At 39.3% G+C, this 19268-nt stretch carries 13 protein-coding genes and 1 pseudogene; 7 read left to right on the plus strand and 7 right to left on the minus strand.

The annotated features are described in order from the left end of the window. The first annotated feature begins 996 nt into the window (after window positions 1–996). Both QNI15_RS20200 and QNI15_RS20205 read left to right on the plus strand, forming a co-directional pair. The gene (locus QNI15_RS20200; RefSeq protein WP_314033202.1) at window positions 997–1590 is read left to right on the plus strand and encodes an energy transducer TonB; all 594 of its coding nucleotides are present in this window, start codon (window positions 997–999) and stop codon (window positions 1588–1590) included. Between the two features lie 624 nt (window positions 1591–2214). Beyond that, window positions 2215–2616, plus strand: a complete 402-nt coding sequence (locus tag QNI15_RS20205; RefSeq protein ID WP_314033203.1) for a DUF2158 domain-containing protein — start codon at window positions 2215–2217, stop codon at window positions 2614–2616. Between the two features lie 87 nt (window positions 2617–2703). Here the strand turns inward: QNI15_RS20205 and QNI15_RS20210 are convergent. Further along, window positions 2704–3370 (minus strand): annotated as a pseudogene (locus tag QNI15_RS20210) (recombinase family protein). 89 nt (window positions 3371–3459) lie between these two features. On the opposite strand from QNI15_RS20210, the gene QNI15_RS20215 reads away from it, so the two are divergent. The 5 genes from QNI15_RS20215 to QNI15_RS20235 all read left to right on the plus strand — a co-directional run bounded on the left by QNI15_RS20215 (window position 3460) and on the right by QNI15_RS20235 (window position 6739). Then, on the plus strand, window positions 3460–3765 hold the full coding sequence (locus tag QNI15_RS20215) for a hypothetical protein (protein ID WP_314033204.1): 306 nt from the start codon (window positions 3460–3462) through the stop codon (window positions 3763–3765). Between the two features lie 268 nt (window positions 3766–4033). Next, entirely contained in the window at window positions 4034–4387 is a 354-nt protein-coding gene (locus QNI15_RS20220) for a hypothetical protein (protein ID WP_314033205.1), read from the plus strand. A gap of 18 nt (window positions 4388–4405) precedes the next feature. Beyond that, complete coding sequence (locus QNI15_RS20225) at window positions 4406–4834, plus strand: hypothetical protein (RefSeq protein WP_314033206.1); 429 nt, start codon at window positions 4406–4408, stop codon at window positions 4832–4834. 369 nt (window positions 4835–5203) lie between these two features. Next, the gene (locus QNI15_RS20230; protein WP_314033207.1) at window positions 5204–5641 is read left to right on the plus strand and encodes a hypothetical protein; all 438 of its coding nucleotides are present in this window, start codon (window positions 5204–5206) and stop codon (window positions 5639–5641) included. Window positions 5642–6091: 450 nt separating this feature from the next. Then, window positions 6092–6739, plus strand: a complete 648-nt coding sequence (locus QNI15_RS20235; RefSeq protein WP_314033208.1) for a hypothetical protein — start codon at window positions 6092–6094, stop codon at window positions 6737–6739. Window positions 6740–6997: 258 nt separating this feature from the next. Here the strand turns inward: QNI15_RS20235 and QNI15_RS20240 are convergent, their stop codons facing one another. From QNI15_RS20240 to QNI15_RS20265, 6 genes are all read right to left on the minus strand, one after another. Beyond that, the gene (locus tag QNI15_RS20240) at window positions 6998–7333 is read right to left on the minus strand and encodes a hypothetical protein (protein WP_314033209.1); all 336 of its coding nucleotides are present in this window, start codon (window positions 7331–7333) and stop codon (window positions 6998–7000) included. A gap of 209 nt (window positions 7334–7542) precedes the next feature. After that, a complete protein-coding gene (locus tag QNI15_RS20245) occupies window positions 7543–7962 on the minus strand; it encodes an RHS repeat-associated core domain-containing protein (RefSeq protein WP_314033210.1) in 420 nt (139 codons plus the stop codon). A 139-nt stretch (window positions 7963–8101) separates the two neighbouring features. Beyond that, window positions 8102–8614, minus strand: coding sequence for a hypothetical protein (locus QNI15_RS20250; protein ID WP_314033211.1), 513 nt, complete (start codon window positions 8612–8614; stop codon window positions 8102–8104). Window positions 8615–8667: 53 nt separating this feature from the next. Beyond that, the gene (locus tag QNI15_RS20255) at window positions 8668–9930 is read right to left on the minus strand and encodes an RHS repeat domain-containing protein (protein WP_314033212.1); all 1263 of its coding nucleotides are present in this window, start codon (window positions 9928–9930) and stop codon (window positions 8668–8670) included. Window positions 9931–10033: 103 nt separating this feature from the next. Next, window positions 10034–10666, minus strand: a complete 633-nt coding sequence (locus QNI15_RS20260) for a DUF416 family protein (protein WP_314033213.1) — start codon at window positions 10664–10666, stop codon at window positions 10034–10036. A gap of 18 nt (window positions 10667–10684) precedes the next feature. Further along, window positions 10685–19168, minus strand: a complete 8484-nt coding sequence (locus tag QNI15_RS20265) for a LamG-like jellyroll fold domain-containing protein (protein WP_314033214.1) — start codon at window positions 19166–19168, stop codon at window positions 10685–10687. Between the last annotated feature and the right edge of the window lie 100 nt (window positions 19169–19268).

Raw genomic sequence — 19268 nt, forward strand, 5'->3', positions numbered from 1 at the left:
CTTTTGATCAACAAAATAAGTGGCAACAGAGTGAAGGCCTAAGACCTAGTAAACAAAATCCCGAAGGATATTCGCTTATCGGGATTTTTTAGTTTTAGTACTACTTAGATGTAAGCAAGTATTCCTGCTCGATCTTCAGTACAGGTAATCCTGATAAGATAGTTTTGGAAAAGGACCGAGAAGGTGCCTCTGAGACCAAACATGATTTCGCTTTTTACCCTTTGTAACCTTTAGTAGAGAAAGATATCACTGTAGTAAACACCAGGCTAATATTAAGCATTTATAAGTAAAATTACTTAAAAAACTGACACAGGTAGTAAATTTTGCTACACCAACACTAGTTTACTCAATCATTATCAAACGTAGAAGTTAACTATAGTACTTTTTGTACTTACTACAATTCTATAAATTAAGCTGTTCTTTTAGTTTATAGCTGCCTATCAACTGAATGGATGCTTAATGTATCTAAATAAGTCTAAATACAGTGAAAAACTTCTTGTATGTTTGTTACTGAAATGATCTTTTTCGCTTTTTTCACTTGCTACATTTTATTTTCTCTTAGAATCTATACAATATTCCAGCTCTGGTAGAAATAGTATACTTTTATGATGACTCTTGTTAGTATAAATCTGCTATTTAAGCTCTACATAGCCCTACTAATTTCTACAAATTGTGAATACAAATTGTGAATACAACTAATGATCCTCAAGTCACACAGTAATTAGATAAATATATCTACAAATTTCTATTCTTACATTCAGTACAGTGACTACAGGTCGGAACTATCTTACCTGTTTTCTAGTGAGCGTATCTAGGTATGTAACGCCTCAAAAATACTAGATATACTTAGCCTTTTTCAAGCATCTATTTTTGCTGGATACACCCCTGCTAGATAGGTGCTTGAATTAAACGTTAAAAAATCAGACAACTCAGTATTTGCTCAATTCACTGTTAATTAATAACCAACTGATTTTCAATTTTACGCTGCATTCGATCATGAAAAAATTTATACTTGTCCCTGTCCTTTTACTTACATTGGCCGTTGCCAGTAATTCAGCATTGGCACAAAAAAAGAAGGCTGTTACGTCTCAAAAACCAGTCAGCGAGCAAAATACAAATCTGGCTACTAGTGCTGTGGCTTCGGAAAAGAAAGAGTATGTAGCTGAACAGTTAACCGATGAGCAGGCTCTGGAAATGGTTACACAACAACTGGAAGCAGCTACCGGACAGGTTGCATCTGTAGAAGCACCGGTAGCAGATGAAAACCGGATTTATACAGTGGTAGATGCGTCGGCACAATTTCCTGGGGGTACCACAGCGCTCAATCAGTTTATAGCCACTAATCTGCACTATCCGAAAGAAGCCAAAAAGGAAAATATATCTGGAAAAGTATATACCAAGCTTCTAATTGAGAAGGATGGGAGTATTTCTTCTATACAAATGATCAAAGGGCTCGGTCATGGGTGTGATCAGGAGGCTATACGCGTAATTAAGTCTATGCCAAACTGGAAACCTGCCCACCAACAGGAATCTATTGTTCGTTCATACTATATGTTACAAGTAAATTTTGATTCATCTTTAAGTAAATAAAACAATCTTAAAAAGTTTACATGTGTAGATAGCTACCTGTTTTTCTGTTACTCAGCAAGTTCCTTGTGCTAATAAATCGTTTAAGTAAATTTTGCTTAAACGATTTTTTTGTAAGTGCATATGTGGCAACTATATGTAGTTTATACAGTTTGATTTAGTATTTTGCTCTTAAATGAATTTCCAGCTTATTTTTCATTGCCTACTAAATAAATTTTATTTGTTATCCTCTTCCTGTATGCTATCTAGCTACTGATATGCTATCTAGCTACTGATAAAAGCCACACATATACTCAAATATACACTTTTGCCTCTCTAGAGAAACCATGTAATCCTCTAAAAATTATCTATAAACTATAAACCCTGAATCTGCTAACTGTGTTATAGCACAGAAAAAAAGTAGAAGCATATCCGGAACTAAAGAATATGATACTTATACTCTTCAATACTATTTTGTGAAACTCCTTTTGAAAAGACATACCAGCACAAGTGGAAATTGGATAAAAGATTACAGAGGCGGATGCGACACAGAAGTGATTGCTATATAAAGTGGATTTTCTTTTACACAAAGTTCCAATTTATTAATTTTACAAGACAGTTTGCTGTACTTTTTTAACTAGCTGATCAATGGAAGCCCAAGCACTTATACAACCTCAAGTAGGAGATATTGTCAAAAATATTTTCTCTGGTAAAACAATGACTATTGTACATATATCTCCAGATCCGGTTTTTTCCCAAGATACGTATCATTGTGCCTGGTTCACTAATACCTATCATCTGAAGATCGAACTTTTTCTTCAAAAAGAGATTACCTGCTCTGCTCGACCGGATATGGCAATTGCCTCCGATGAGTTGCAATCAGGTGACAAGGTAATATTTAAGCATCAGAATAAACTAGAAAATCCAGTTATGAAAATCATTGAAATTGTAGAGGACACTCCTCCCAATGCGATTTGTAAATGGCTGACAACAACAGGGGCCACAGATGTAGAAATTGTTCCAGTACTATCCTTAAAAAAACTTACTTAAACACAAACATTCGGTGAATTAATCGCACAGGCCATTTTGTGGTAAACTCAACCTATGGGCAGTTTGACCCATGGCAAGAAAAAGTAATTATCTTTTATCTATTTCACTCCTTATATAGAGCCTTTTCACCTGCTCAGCTCTAAATATTTTTCCTTTGCTGGTAGTAAATCCTGTTTGATTTAGCTGATTGGCAATATGAGTCCATTTCATCCCTGAATCTCTCAAATACAAGATCATAGCGGTTGCCCTGCGGTTGTTTTGATTTTTGGAGGCAATTACTTTTTTAGCATTACTTCCCATCAAACGGCTTTGTGCAGTAAAGTTTTCTGGCTTTCCCAATTTAAATCCTTTTGCCTTCTTTGCCTGCATGGCTGCTTTTGTCCGTTGAGAAATCATCTCCCTTTCATGCTGGGCCATTACGGCGAAAATGCCAATGGTAAGTGTATTGGCATCAGGCATATCCGCACAAATAAAGTCAACCCCGGAATCTCTCAGGGTAAGAATAAAGGCGGCATTACGGGAAAGTCGATCCAGTTTGGCAATGATCAGTGGGGCTGACTTACTTTTTGCGTATTGCTTCTTTAAGCTTTGGCCGTTCATTGTTTTTACCAGATTCTACTTCGATAAAATCCTTTACAATCAGGAAAGTGTCTTTGGCAAATTTTTCGACATAACTGCGTTGTGCCTCCAGGCTGAGTCCACTCTGTCCCTGCTTCTGAGTGGACACCCGGTAATACGCTACATATTTTTTCATTCTTGAAATAGTATATTTTTGAAATAGATCCTTGAATTGCAACTTCACTCAGCCTCTTACCTGTAACTAAGTCAAATAAATGAGTTAAAATGCTACTGGATAGTAAAAACCACAGCAAAAAGCTCTTTATACGAGAGCTGCTTGATACAATTGAGTGTATTGAAATGGGAGAGTCAGCTCCGGAATGTATGTTCGAAGTGATTGAAAATGCTCAGATCCTAATTGAAACAAATGATACTGGATTTATTCGGGATAGGTTTTTATATGATCTATCTCAGATAAATGATAAGATGTTACACTATCAGAAAAATCCATCTGCACAGCACTTACTGGGTATAACCAATCCCGTCTATGTGATCCTGGAATCATTCCTTTCCAGATTTGTTAGCGAATAAGATGTTAGCGAATAAGATGTTAGCGAATAATATGTTAGGGAATACGAATAGTACCTGTCTATTTTCAGACAGGTGTTTTACAATAAATTGTAGAAACAGATTGGTAGAAACAGATTGGTAGAAACAGATTGGTAGAAACAGATTGGTAGAAACAGATTGGTAGAAACAGATTGGTAGAAACAGATTGGTAGAAACAGATTGGTAGAAATGGATGCAGAAAAACTAGTATCTCTCATAGCACTTCTTAAAGATATTATACAAATTGAATATGCCTGTAAAGGCAGACGCGAAAGCTTTGTTTGCCATAGCTTTGCTTGCCATTATCCATAAAGGACAAGTTGCCCTCCAAAGCATAAACTCCACTTATACAAAAAGACTACTTCTAGGTCTACAGCAAGCTAAAGAAGCTCTTGCTGACTATGAGAGTCAAACAGCACACTATGAGAGTAACGCATCCCATAAACGCAATGACCTGTATGAGATTACCATGTATGAGATTACCAATCAGGTCTATATAGTGATTGACGCCTGTATCAAGTTAAATTCAAATGTATCCATCCAAGCAACTACATGTCCTCGCTCGGATGGATACTTCTTTAAAAATAGGAGATCTTACACATAAAAATGGTAAGTTTAACAAATGAATAACCAGACAGTACTCTACATTTCTTTCGAGCCTAATACGAATGATTTTGACTGGCTTCATACTTTAGTTGTAAAGCTTTCGCAAAAGACTACATTCGCTTTTAAAGTAGTCTATAAGGAAGAAATAGATTTAGCGAGTCCAATATTTGCAGCACTTCTTTCTAACAGACTTGAATTCCTTATTTATGACGATTTACGTCTGATGCGGATTAACGGAGAAATTAAACAAGCTATCCAATTATTGAAGGAACTGGATGCAATTATAGAAAGCAATGTGAAGTACTATCTCGGCTCATTTCAAAAAAATGAGTGTGATCCTGATTGTCAATATCCCAGAGGCATCAATACTTTTGAAATTGCCCAATTCCTTGATAATAGATTCGGAACTAAAGTCTATACCTCCGCTATGGCTTCTAGTGTATAAATAGTTTAGATAAAAAAATTAGTGTCAATGTGTATCTGTCCGGTCCAGACCGTGTTTACTAGCTAGCCTAAATATAATACCTTACTCATTGTAAGTAAAGATGGTCCTGGATGTATATATTTCACTTACTCTAATCAGGGCGGGATTAATATTAGCTGAAATAACTATTTTTACTGCCATTTTCTTTTTTCGCTAATTTACTATTCTAGTCGGATCGAAAAAAGGCGGGTTGCTCGTATGAATACTTATAAGATAAGATTCAATATACCGATACTATACTCAATTCTGAGTATAACATTCATCTAAATAGAGTATATGAACTGAATCATAACATAACAAACTTTGGCAAAACCAATTTTTGAAATAGTTATGGAAAAAAGTTCTGCCCCTACGTGTATTATAGTTGATACGGCTGATCACATTGAAAGTCTTGGTAAGTTGGTTTCACAGATGGGATATACTATACTGTTACAGACAAGTGATCCTCTTAAAGCACGAGTTTTTCTGGAAAAAACAGATGGTGACATTAACCTCATTCTTGTAGATATACAGACAGGTGAAAGCTCTTATACAGGTTGGGATTTAATCAAAGAGTATGGAGGCGGTGACACTATTGCATTAAACAGGCCTATAGTAACAATTGTATCAGAGCGATTAGATACCACCATTGCCTATCAAGCATATAGTTTTAACACAAGAGAGTATTTAACAAAGCCATTAAATATCGATAGGTTACAGCTTATTCTGGAAGATATAGATAACCAGGTCTTCTGTAGGTTTTTTTCAAATCAATCCTTTTGTAAATGACTAATCAATCTGTAGAAAATAGAGTAATCAAATGCTCTGAGATGGTCTAGATTAATAAGTGACCTCTTCCGGCAAAAATGGACCTTATATACGATTTCAATCTGCTCAGTTATTTCATAAGGAAGTAGAAAAGCGGGAGTGCCCCACTAAATTTGATAGGAGCAATGTGCCGCTTATGTAGACAGTATTTTTTACCAGATTGTTATAATTAATATAGTCTTTAATTAGTATGACATCAGATAAAAAAAGCCACTTCTTATTGATGAAGTGTAAGCATTCGAGTAAAGACGGCCTAGGCCGGACGCTTACAACATACCGATGGAAAAAACATGAGTAACCCATTTTAACGATCTAATTCGGATGCATACAATTAAGCTACTAGGTAAAAGTGTCTCCATCTATTATCTTTGGTGTATGCAGATACTTTTGAAACTACTCACTTTGGTAGTAATGTTAAAAGAAATCATTTTCAATAGGAAAGGGGTTGATCTTTTACAAATAGACAAGACAAGTTCCATACTGACAACAGACAATGGAGTGCCCGGACCGACCTATCTGGAAGATTACACCGAACACATTGCTGGCGCCAAAAGAGTTTTGTCGTGTGAATGGCGTAGAAAACTGAATGCTAAATCGGGAAATTCAAAATTTAAGATCAAGTATTACGGACAGTTACATGATATGTTTAACAACCTGATTGTTGGGACAGAGTTTGCACCCGCATTAGTCATTGCCCAAGACATTTCAAATGGACAGGAAATCCTGCTTTTTGACGGTTGTAAAAACGGTTTCAATGCCATGTTTTGTGATGAATATACTCTTGAGCAAATTAATAACAGACCAGTGAACAATTTGTATTTTGACCAAGACAAAAACGACAGTTTTGAAATCATCCTCTCTGCTTACTATGACTATGACTTTGATGATGAAAGCGAAGGCTTTGTAGATCAAGTTGATGAGAATGGTTTCATAGAACTCCCGGACAAATCAAAAATTGAATTTGAAAAAGTAAAACGAAATGCATTTCATGAGTTCCAAATCATTGCCATAACTGAAAAGGGCAGAGCACTAGAAGTGGTATCAGAAGAACTTATGTGACGAAACTGACCTTTTCAGCTTCAACATAAGCATGTAACTTGACCTATCACTTGACTGTATCCGTTCTAGCTAGGACATGTATTTGCTCGGATGGATACGATGAAGTAGCTTTTTTGTCTTTAAATACAAATGATTCAATATACATTTTTCAATAGCCTATCCTTCTGTGAATAAGGAGTCAAGCCCCCCTTTTCGATAATCATAAGCAACATTAAGAAAGCCTTTAAAGGTATTAATATTGATCCCTTTGACCCTTTTTCAATTGACATAGATTGTTGTATCACGCATTTTGTTCCAGATAAAACGCGTTTTTATGATTGTATCTTCTGAACAGTATTTGTCAATCATGATATACCTATTATCTCTTGAGATCATAAAATTATCTACTTCAACTTCATCAGACATATATGAAAAATCAAATGTCTCCTCATGCAATAATTCATCATTTACCTCTATTTGCAAATGATCTCCATTTTCTCCATATCCTAAGCCAATATAGATACAATCATCATCTTCCTTTGTCAGGAAGAACCAGGTAATGGTAATTCCAATAATGGCAATTCCTGATGTTATCAAAATATGTTTCCTTTTCATACTATTTGTTTTACTAGTGAAGAGAAGTTGATTCATCCATAGTTATCTGAGTGTTTGTTAGTAGTGTAAGCATAAAAACAACAATTACTAAACTGAAAATAGCTTGTCACTTTAGTAACAAGCTATCCTGGAGATAAACTTAATTCTATTAAATATACTATTAACCTTCTTTTTTATAGAGTTTTCAATACCTTCAGTTTCTTTTCAGATTATGTTACCTGATATAGGTGTGTACCTACATTAAAATAGGTCTGTCCATTATAGTCTACCTGTTCTTTACCATAACCATTTCTTAATAGTCTGTAATTATCACTTCCTACTCCACCGATTGCATTGACATTGACATATTCCAATCCCTCTAAATCTATGCCATTCACAGGTTTATTTTCCGCATAAGCATAGACAGAATTATGAACAAACTTATCGGCTAATGGATCTACACTAATAAAGCGAGCTAGTTGAGGATCATATTCTCTGAATCGGAATGAATACCAATTTAAACCAAATTCGTCACTTTTTTCTTGTCCTACAAACTGAAACTTATCATTCGGATTTCCTTGCGTTTCAATGCCTACCAGATTCAAACCCCATGGATCATAATGATTCTCCTGAACAATAGGCGCTTGCACATGGGTAATCTGCAATTTATCAAACCATACCTCTGACTCGGACTCGTTGGCAATTCTAAATACCCTTTAAACTACAAAACCTCTCATAAGTAAGAGGCTTTGTAACTAGTAAGTATAAATCTAAGAAACAGATATTACTTTATTTCTTTTTAGTGTTTTTTACAATAAAGCCTTTATCTGTTATATACCAATGCTCTGTTTTTTTGATTTCGCGTTGCGTTTCTACAATTTTAGCTTTTTGAAAAATTGGTATATAATACTCAATTTTTATTTGTCTCCAATCACCATCTCCACCTTCAAAACTTATATCAGCAAACAATTCTGATGAGCTACATTTTTTACACATCGACATTATACTTTTATAAGTAATTTGCTGGTGATTTTTACTTAAAGTAATAACTATATCTCTTACATAGTTTCCCTGATAATGTTTAATTAAAACTATGTACAGATTACTCTTATCTTGTATTGCAAATTCTCCAACAAAGGTAGGATCTCCTTCATAAAAAAAGGCATCCAATTTAAAGAACTGCTTTACTATGCTAATTGATAGTTTATGGTGCTCTTGGATTGCATCAATAAGTTCTAAGAATGTTTTGGGATCTTGGTTTATCTCTCCCTTAACATCTATATTATAGAAATAAAAAGTCATAGTTATCCAGATATAGATCAATATTTTTTTCATAGTATAAAGCGAAATATTAATTATTTGTTAGATATGTTAGGTCTTACATGTGTGACTTGATAAGTCAATGGTATATGTCTTTTAGTTTTCGGATCTATCGCATACCAAGTTGTTGTCCCAGTCAATGTACCATCCGCTTGAAGAGTCAATCGATTCTTCAATGCTGTACCAGAATGTGGATTTCCGACTGCATTTTCAAAGAAATTAAAGAACTTTCCTTCCACGTCTTCTCCTCTTGATACAATTACCACAAAATGATCAGTACTTTTATCATGATTTCGGCCAAGACCTTTTGTATAACTAATTCCCACCTCTACAGGTAATCCTGCTTCTAAATTTTTATGGATTATATCAAGTGCCATTTCTTTTGACTCCTTTGTTACTGGCAATCCATCTTTACCTTCTTTATACATTTGAAAGGAGTTGAAATAAGAATCTGGTTTTACTCCTGCTTTATCCAACTGAGCATCAGTACATTGTTTACAGTCACCAAAATTAGGGTCTCCTTTAATATATGCTATATAATCACTATCTGGAATAACTTGATCAATAGTTTTATAAATCCACTCTGTGATTTTGGTACTACCCTCAGTTTCTTTCCAGATTATGTTACCTGACTTATCCTGATATAGGTGTGTACCCACATTAAGATAGATCTGTCCATTATATTTTACCTCTTCTTTACCATAACCATTTCTTAATAGTCTGTAATTATCACTTCCTACTCCACCGATTGCATTGACATTGACATATTCCAATCCCTCTAAATCTATGCCATTCACAGGTTTATTTTCCGCATAAGCATAGACAGAATTATGAACAAACTTATCGGCTAATGGATCTACACTAATAAAGCGAGCGAGTTGAGGATCGTATTCTCTGAATCGGAATGAATACCAATTTAAACCAAATTCGTCACTTTTTTCTTGTCCTACAAACTGAAACTTATCATTAGGATTACCTTGCGTTTCAATGCCTACCAGATTGAGTCCCCATGGATCATAGTGATTTTCCTGAACAATAGGCGCTTGCACATGGGTAATCTGCAAGTTATCAAACCATACCTCTGACTCGGACTCGTTGGCAACGAAGATACGCACATACCCGGATTGTTGCACGGTCTGATTGAGGATTTCCAGTGCATGAAAACTGTTTTTCGTATTTTCCAGAAAATCACTCAAATCTGACACAACAGTCTGATCTTCATTGTAAAAGATCATACGCAAATAGGCTTTGGGAAGAGAAGTTGGCGCATTGGAGGGAAAGCCCGTGGCTAGACCCACCTGCAACGATGGCCAGCTTTGATTGCCTTCCCGTGTCTGTCCTGCCGGATTGCCGCCTGTCGTTTGTAAAAACGGTTAAGATGTTTGTTATTAATAGTACCGATTATGGATTGTTACGCTTTTTAATCAAAGAAATATCAAAGGTCAAATAACTTTCATTTATTCTTCTTAATCGTTGTATTTGTGCAATGTCAATTGATTGTATTGCTGATAATTCTGTTATAAGGGTAAGCTGCCTAGCCATTTCAGCAACCATATAATTATTAGCGAGAATCTTTTTCTCTGATAAGAGATCAGTAGAATCAAGGTTAAGAACTTCTGATACAAACATATCTATCATATTAATTGAGTGAGTTGATACATTAGACAACGATTGGATATCAAGAGTAGATAAGAGTTCTAATGTGTCATAAAATGCAAAACAAGTATCTATTGCATAAGATGTAATTGAATATGGAAAATCGCCTGTATCAGGTATTATAGTATCTATATCTTTTTTTTGACTTTGTAATTCTTCCTGATCAATCTTTTCGGTATGCACTACCTCATATAATGAAACTAATATTAGTTGCAACAGTTTTTCATCTCCCCATTTATTTTCCTTTACAAAAGCTTCATATGTAGGGTACATTTTCTCACAAGTCAGTGCAGCAAAAAGTATTTGTTGCTGTACTGAAAGTATTTGTTGCTTCTCTATAATAACTGCTAACTGTTTTAGTATCTCTCCAGTACTCATAATTTATAGTTTTTACTCTTATGGTTTTTTATAAATATCCCACCACTTATAGATCCAGGGGTTTCCATTAGGTTCATTCGGCTTTTTTAATGGTGTTATTGGAGGTGGCAAATCTCTCTTATATGCTGCCATAGCACAACCTTCACAAACAGGGCGACTAGCCGCCCACTCTATAAGAGTCTCTCCTGTTCTGTCAACATGTTCAAAAAGAGTAGCTTCTCCATGTCCCTCACCTAGTATAGGTACCTCATTTGGCTTTAAAACACTTTTTTGTGCAAGATCTAAATTTTTTCTACTAGAAGATACACCTATATAAATTGAGCCATCTTTTCTCTGAAACTTTCCAGTTGCTGTAGTAGAATGATCTCGAGCATATTGAGAAGTTTGTGCATTTTGAATATCCGTAGCTCTTCGTGCAATATCTACATCTTTGTTAGCAATTTTGTTAGCTACAGCAGGAATAACTTCTCCAGCAGCAGCAACAGCTGCTTGTTCAAGAGGCTGCATAAGCGCATAGTTGGAAACAACTGCTTTTGCCCCAGCTGCAAACATATCTGCTTTAGCCTGCATTAAACCTAGATTATCATTATAATCTCTTACATTCTTAGGAACAGTGTTTATATAAGCCTCATCATACTTGCTCTGAATCTCATTTCCAATGTGCCTATTACCTGCTAATAAGAATTGGATGTAAGGCATAACAAATTCAATAAATTGAAATTCTATACCCTCTAATCCTTCAATTTCAATTTTAGAAGCAGGATTATTACTTGCAAATTGATAAGGTGTTAATTCATAGTATTTCTCAGTAATCGGATCAATACGCATAAATCGGGCGATAGAAGGATCATATTCCCGATAGCGATACATACTCCAGTTTAAGCCAAAATCAGAAACCTTTTCCTGCCCATTAAACTGCCAGCGATGATTAGGATTGCCTTTTGTTTCAATGCCTACCAGATTCAATCCCCATGGATCATAGTGATTTTCCTGAACAATAGGCGCTTGCACATGGGTAATCTGCAAGTTATCAAACCATACTTCTGACTCAGACTCGTTGGCAACGAAGATACGTACATACCCGGATTGTTGCACGGTCTGATTGAGGATTTCCAGTGCATGAAAACTGTTTTTCGTATTTTCCAGAAAATCACTCAAATCTGCTACAACAGTCTGATCTTCATTGTAAAAGATCATCCGCAAATAGGCTTTGGGAAGAGAAGTTGGCGCATTGGAGGGAAAGCCAGTGGCTAAACCCACCTGCAACGATGGCCAGCTTTGATTGCCTTCCCGTGTCTGTCCTGCCGGATTTCCACCTGTCGTTTGTAAAAACAAACTTAATCCATTGGTGGTACTGGAAGCATCCTCAAAGAAAGCACCTACAACCGAAGCGGATAGTTTATCTCCCCGCTGTACCTTAAAAATGCGCATAGGACCCATCGGATATTGCAGTGTCAGTTTAGCCGCTTTCAGGCCCGAATAGACTTTGATTGCATCACTCTGACGGGTTTGTGGGACAATATTAAACTGAAGGCTTTCAGTGGCCTGAGCCGCATCTTCCAGTGTTGCCTGCGACTGCAGGTTCTCTCCTTTCTGAAAGGCCAATCTGAGATTACCCAAGTGATCTTTGTAGTGGTACTCATACACATAGGCACTTTTGCCTGTCACCTGAGGAGGAAGTACTCTTCCTTCACTCATTGGAATAAACTGCAAGACAGCATCCTCATAAACCATAGCTGCCACATAATCGGTAATCTTATTGTCTGAACTGGTATGGACGATCTTTTGTAGCTTTACTCCGGTGGCACTATATACATTTTCAATCCAGTTACTACTACCTGTAAAACGAATGGCTCTGGGCAGATTCAGGTAATTGTATTCAACAGTTATATTTTTATTGGTTTCCTTGGTCAGATTACCGTTTTCATCATAAAAGTATTCCTGTCCACTTCCAAAACTGGCATCAGTAAAATCGCCCGTAACAGAAGGTGTTGTTTGTATCGTACTCTGAGAGAAATCACGCACATTGGTCAGCTGGTTACCTGAATAGGAGTAGCTCAGATCATCTATTTGTCCAAAGCCAGTTGCTTTGCCTGTTGCATTAAAGGAAGTTACTCCATTGCGGGTCAGATGCAGAATATTACCATTTTTATCATATTGCATCCCTGACAAGGTATAACTTTCTGTTGCGGGAGCGGGTACAATGGCTGTAGTAGTACTGGTTGTGTTATTGAATGTATAACCACCTTTGGTAATGCGGTTCATGGCATCATACTCATAGCTATATGAACGTAACACTTTATCATAGCCACTCATCCATTTCTGCCCTGATATGTTGCCATTGTATTGCGCATTATCTCCGGCAATATTGGTTGCACTCGTGTAAGTTAGTGCCATGCCAAACAAATCCCCAGCTTCTTTTAAGGGCGCATCGTTAATGGCGCTCATCCATCCACGGATAGTATAGGTAAAATCTACTTTCTGCAGATACGAGCCATCTGTATTTTTGCCTAGATTTTTGGTAATCACCTCACCAATTTTAGAATAGGTAAGGGCGCTGACCTGTTGTTCTGATTCTGTCCCAATGGTTTGATAGGCTTCTTTGACTCTACCCGAATGGTCAATTATTGTACGGGTTTTTACAACCAGTTCAGGCGTTGAGGGATCTTTTTTATGTGATAACTGGGAATGCAGCAACAATCCGGCAAAATCATACCGTGAAGAGGTAATATCTATTCCTCCAAGCTGATTCTGAGACTGAACCTGAATCACCCGGCCTTTATTGTCATAGAAGGTGACAGAGCGGAGCCACTGCTCGGGACATCTGGCAAGAGTCTTGATGACCGATCCTGTAGGTTTACCCTGTAGGTTCAGATAAACACCCATATCCGAATACACCTGAGAATAGGTCACATCCGGTGTATTATCCCGGTTAAAATCATAATCATCATAGTAACTTACTGTCAATAATTCTACTCCTGGCTGAGTCGATATGGGTCCGTCTCCACCTGCTGGCAACGTGGGTGAATCCGTAGTACGAAGATAATATCCTTTGTTGGGAGCGCTGTAGATGGCATCTATTCCCGTAATAACCTCCTCTGATCCATCGGACTTGATCCGTTTTAAAGCAAATTCTACCCGAGCCACCGAATCAGGATTGGCAACTGCTTTGATATTGATGTTTTGTGTAGGAAGTGAAGCCAGATCCACAATATCTCCTGCGACCAGTGGCGAAATTTCTTCTCCTGTATCACCGTTAACGAGTGCAAACCGCCCTATTGAACTTGCGGCAACTGGCAGAATGCTTGGCTCAGGCAGACGATATACTTCAATACCTGACATATTAGCCCATCCTCCATAGGTAGCTACATTGAGTGTACCATCCGTTACCCGAACAGTAAATGGGCCCAGTTTCTCCCAATGTCCTGCACTGCCAGAGTTATAATCGGCCAGCACTGTCTTTCCTTCCATCGCAATCGAATAGGTTTGTTGCTGGTCATCTTCCCATACATAGAGAAAGATCCGATAGGTAGCAGTCTGAAGGTTAGCCAGGTTAATTCCGACATTCCATTGTGAGATCGAGGTTCGTAACATGGAAGCCAGATAGGGGTCGGCTACAGAAGGAGATAAAGGCACAGTAGGCAGGCTAACCACAGAACCCGTATACGAGAAATCCGCAGCAGAAGCCGATGACTGCCAGCTATTGCCATTCAGGGTACCGGCCGTCCCATTCAGATTAATTGCCCTGACAAAAACCGGAGTAGCGCTGCCTACCGATAGTAAGTTTTTTGTACTGGTCGTTACCCCACCCTGATAATCGTAGGCTTTGGCTGATAACTGATATGATCCCTGTGGTATCTGGGTCCAGGACATTGAGTAAGGGGAGGTAGCATCTGAACCAAGCAAAGTCTCATTGGCATAAAACTCTACATACGCAATTCCACCTTCTGCATCTGATGCGGTAGCTGATAAGGTTACTGAGGCACCAGCGGCTAGAGTAGTCCCGTCAGCAGGAGCAGTCAAACTCACCACAGGGAGTGTATTGGAGATTACATCGGCTACCTGAGAGAGAGACACTACTTCCACCTCATTGAGTGGTCGTGTATATACACGCACTTCATCTACCATGCCAGACCAAGTGGTAGTGGTATTCCCAAGGCGAAGACCGTTCCAGCCTACCGTACTCAGTGCCATTGCTGACTGGGAAGCGATAAGGGTTCCGTTTTTATAGAGTTTACCAGTGGCATTATTCCACGAAGCAAAGAAAGTAAATACCAGATGTTGCCACTTACCTGTTTCTACTGTCCCTGCCGGGGCTATCACTGCCGTTCCCTGAGTCGTACCAACTTTCAGTGAGCCGTCCGCATTGACTTCCAGCATAAAACTACCCCACCCATTTACCGCAGACACCAGCGAACTGGTCCCTGTAATCGTATAGGGATTCAGCCAAAAAGAAACAGAGAAGCTACCTGGTTGAGAAGTTAAACTATCTATCTGGATATATTTGCCGGAAGTTAACTCCAATCCCCCTCCTACTTTGCCATTGGTCTTCCACGCAGGATTTGCCACCAGACGGCCCCGGTTTTCTTTGCCGGAATAATCAAAAGCAATACTGCCAGATCCTTCACTTAAAGGTAGATACGCAGCCAGCGCATCAATCTGTAATATATCCGACACGTTACCTACAGAAATTATTCGCTCCATTGATGTGCCTACACCTCCCTGATCGTCATAGGCTTTAGCCACCAGGTGATAGACACCTGTTGACTCAAAGGCATACCACATCTGATAAGGAGCAGAAAAGAAGTCATCTACCTTTTGCCCATTGATATAGTATTCTACTTTGGAAACAGATCCATCCATATCAATCGCATGGGATTTGAAAAGAGTATATTGATTGATCTTCAATGTCATATCTGCCGTAGGGCTTACCAGATTTACAGCAGGGGGTATATTACCTGTAACCCCACTGGTTGGAATCGAATAAATTTCCAAACCACTAAAGCCTCCATAGCCTTCTGTGGCAATGGTAAGTGAGCTATCGGCTACCTGTGTCCGGAAAGGACCGTGGCGATACCACCGGCCAGCCGTAGGGATCTGATGATAATCCAGTACTTTCTCTCCTTCAATATAGAAGGAAAGTCCATCCGGATAATCGTTCTCCCACTGATACAGGTACACATCATAAAAACCATTGGGAACAGAGCTAATGTTTATACCCGGATTAGAAGAAAGGGAAGTCCGAATCATTTGTGCACGGGCAGCATCAGTGGCAGGTGTAAGGGAGACAGAAAGGGACGAATCTGTGCTTCCGGAAATAGTTACATTGGGAGCAGTTGCAGAAGACTCAAATTGTAAGCCATCAATGGTTACAGTGGGCCCATTCAGGTTAATAGCCCGGTAGAAAACTGGCGTAATAAAGGGAGCCACTACTGTTACCTTTACATCATCAGAGGCTTGCGAACCACCGTTATCAGTGACTGTCAGACGGAATACATAGGTTCCTGTTGTAAGATCATTAATCGAAAGACTGGCAGAATTTTGCCCTGACAGGGTAGCCGTATTGCCACTAAGTTTGCTCCAGGCATAGGTAACAACTGATCCATCAGGATCATAGGCAGAGCCCCGAAGTACAATGGCATTGGCAGGAAGCAGCAGGTTCTGATCACTGCCTACTGAAACCGTAGGAGATTGATTGGCTCTACCATTCACCACCTGAAAGGACACCGATAAAGGCGTACCTCCAAGTGAGGTGCCTGCACTTACAGTATAAGGTGTTGCCACGAGTGTTTGATAGCCTAGCCCTGGTGTAAAACCAACCGGTATCCAGGTTGTATTGGTAGTAGAAGTAGGAACAGAACTAGTCCCTGTCACCCCCTCACAGGTTATGATCGCATCCAGTGGTGGAAAGGCCTGTGCCGTATATCCATGCTGGATAGCAAAATTATCTGGACTACGCTCTTCATATAGTTTGCGGGAGGTATTGGCAGACAGCCAGTTTTCCACTGACGTTTGCATCTGTTCAGGAGTAGCCGCGGTAGAATGCGTATAAATCCCTGTCAATATGGCTCTTCCCAACCCATCATATTTAGTGAATGACCACTGATTCGCTTTGCGCTGATTTCCATCCTGTGAAAGAATTGGCTGATCAATAGCATTATAAACCATATACACAGGTTCTGTTCCCGGTACTGATTTTTCGACAAGCCGATTTCGCTTATCATACCGGTAGGCAAAACAATACCGTTTGGTAAAAGCAGCGTGGGAAGAAGTAGAACGGACATACGGAATCCGGTATTGGTTACTGGATATATCCAATGCTGTCGACAATGTTGCTACAGCCATTGGAGGCAATACAAATCGCAACTGTCCAAAATCATCGTATATATAGTAAGTGGTCACATACTGCCGATTTGCATCGTTTTGTCCACTAGTGAGTTTGTTCTCCTGAACTTTCTTGGCTATCACCTGTCCCTCTTTATTTTTAAACTCCAGTGTCTTCCCATTGTGTTCATCAGTCAGTTCATTTACTTCCAATTCTCCCTGTTTATAATATTTGCCAGGCATTGATAAAGCTTCTCCGGCAGAAAAGCTGTATGTCCAGATAAGAATCTGATCTGCAGAGGTATTGGTTCGTTCCAGTGTTCGCATGGTCTTGCCAATAGAATTGCCGTTGTTATCCTTTACAATCTGCCATGCGCTTCCGGGAGCACCCTGTTCCAGGGGACGACTCAATGGTGAATTTTCAAAAACTGTTTCTGCAAAGGCATATTTATCAGCTTTGAGGTCAGAATAAAAACTTCCCTGCGCTGTAGAAGTAGGGTCGGAAGCATTGCTTCGCTTAAGAATTTCGGATTGATATCCACCTGTGGTTCCCTGTGCGATTGGCAGGTACTTGCGCAACTCTCTGCCCAACGCATCATATTCGGTAGGGGTAACCAGATCCGTTTTTATAGGACTACCCTGTTTGGCAACCTGTTGTACCGGACGGCCTAGTCCATCTATATAACTTGTCTGTTCAGCAACCATTTCTATTGGTTGGTTATTGACAGCAGCTTTGGTCTTTAATCCTTGTACCAGTATGGTATGCTCTCTGACAAAGTTCAGATCTGATAGAACAGGCTCGCTTAGGTTAACCATAATCTGGGAAGTACCACTACTCCAGCATAGTGTTGGAAGGGGTGTAAATTCTCCGGCAGCAGCCAGGATATTCACTTCTGTGTCAGCAAGCTTTCCTTCATAAATCCGCACTTCGTCTAATTCTCCATTCAGAGAAGGTATGGGAGAGGCCCCCTCACTGCTAACCCAGCCCATTTGAAAGCTTGTCCAGGCTGCAGGTTTGGCCATATTGGTTTTAGTAAATACCAACACGCCATCTTTGTATAATCTTCCTATCCCGGTAGTGGCAGAAGTAGATTCAAATGTAAAGGCAAAATGCTGCCACTGACCTATACTAACAACACCTGTCGCTGTCGTTTGACTGGTAGCTTCTGTGGTTCCGGTCTTCACAGTTCCTCCTGGCAAAACCTCAAATACAAAAGATCCCCAGCCACTGCCAGCCGCAATCGGATTCAGATGCTGATCCGAATAAGGCTTCATCCAGAATGCTACCGAAAAGGATGAAGGATTAAAATTAGGCAGATTTACCTGTGCACGGGCTTGTACAAGTGCAGACCCCTGACCACGCAAACTTTGTCCTACCCTACCTGTAGACGCCCAATCTACATTTCCGGTTAATGTACCATGCCATGCATTGCCAGACAGGTCCAAAATCTGACTACCTGATCCCTCTTCAAACCGGTATAGAGCTTTTAGTGTACTAGCAGGCTGCAGGAGTTTTGCCGCTCGTAGATAATAGGTGCCATTCTGGGTTACAGTGAAAGGAGAAGAAAAGGAGGTGCTTATTCCATCAGCACTAGTCTGAAAATAATAGGTAATACCACTGGGAGCTGTTGGTGCTGTAAGAACAGCTGAACTGGCTGTTACATTGGAAAGAGTTGGATTGGCAGGTGCAGCAGGCAAAGGTGTAACTGTAAGGGTTACCGAAGAGGCTCCATCTGACCAAAGTAGGGTCTGATTATTGCGTGCTCTTAGATAATAAGTTCCGCTTTGCGTAACTGTATAAGGCAAAGTAGCTTCAGTAGACGTACCCGTGGCCAGGCTCTGCAGATAGTAGGTAATGCCATTCGGTGCGGCTGTGGGAGAATTCACCAATGCCGTACCACAAGAAAAGGTCACAAGTGGTACGGGAGGAATATCCGGCAGGTTCTGACAGATTTGACCAATGAACGTCTGATACGCCCCGAGCAGAAAGGTGCCGCCTTTGGCTATAGTAATTTTTCGGGCGGTCACAGGCGATTCGTAAGTGGTTACTACTTTTTCATCCGGACAATTCTGTGCAAAACCTGTTAGCGCACTACTGACCAGTAGGGACAGCATCATCACTTTTTTCCATAGTGGAAGGCTGAAAACAGATAAAAAGCGGAAGGTCATTTGATTCATATATCTAACCATGTGTCTAACAGGCAATATCTTGTGTATCACGGCAATATCTTGATAAGTATCTGTATGAATAACCAATTTGAATGCAAAGAGAATACGA

This window comes from Xanthocytophaga flava, assembly GCF_030068545.1.
In the GTDB taxonomy this organism is placed as follows: Bacteria; Bacteroidota; Bacteroidia; order Cytophagales; family 172606-1; genus Xanthocytophaga; species Xanthocytophaga flava.